Annotated in this window: 1 protein-coding gene; it reads right to left on the reverse strand. The window is 68.6% G+C overall.

The window, feature by feature from the left end; translation table 11 throughout:
* Positions 1-284, reverse strand: a 284-nt coding sequence (locus ACTJKB_RS31030) for a hypothetical protein (protein WP_440838056.1), incomplete at its 3' end; no start/stop codon positions are given.
* Positions 285-318 lie beyond the last annotated feature (34 nt).

Here is a 318-nt window from a genome sequence, read left to right on the forward strand (position 1 = left end):
TCTTCGGCCGAGGCGTCGCCTTCCAGATCATACATCCGGCCCAGCCGCCTGGCGTCCAGGCTGACGTAAAGCGCCCAAAGCGACCCCAGGACCAGGGCGGCCCCGACCACCAGGGCCAGCGCGTCCGACCAGCGTATGGCCTTGCCCGTCAGGCCCAACCCGCCTGGCGCGACCTTGGCCAACCAGCCGCCGACGCCGTATCCGACCATCCCGAACAGGGCGCCAAAGGCCAGGGCGCGCACCCAGCGGGGCCACGACGACGGAGAAAGGGACACAGACTTCATTTCGCCGGCTCCTGCGCGTCCGAAAAGATGGATT

The sequence above is a fragment of the Paenibacillus sp. 22594 genome (assembly GCF_052044425.1).
GTDB lineage: Bacteria > Bacillota > Bacilli > Paenibacillales > Paenibacillaceae > Paenibacillus_AQ.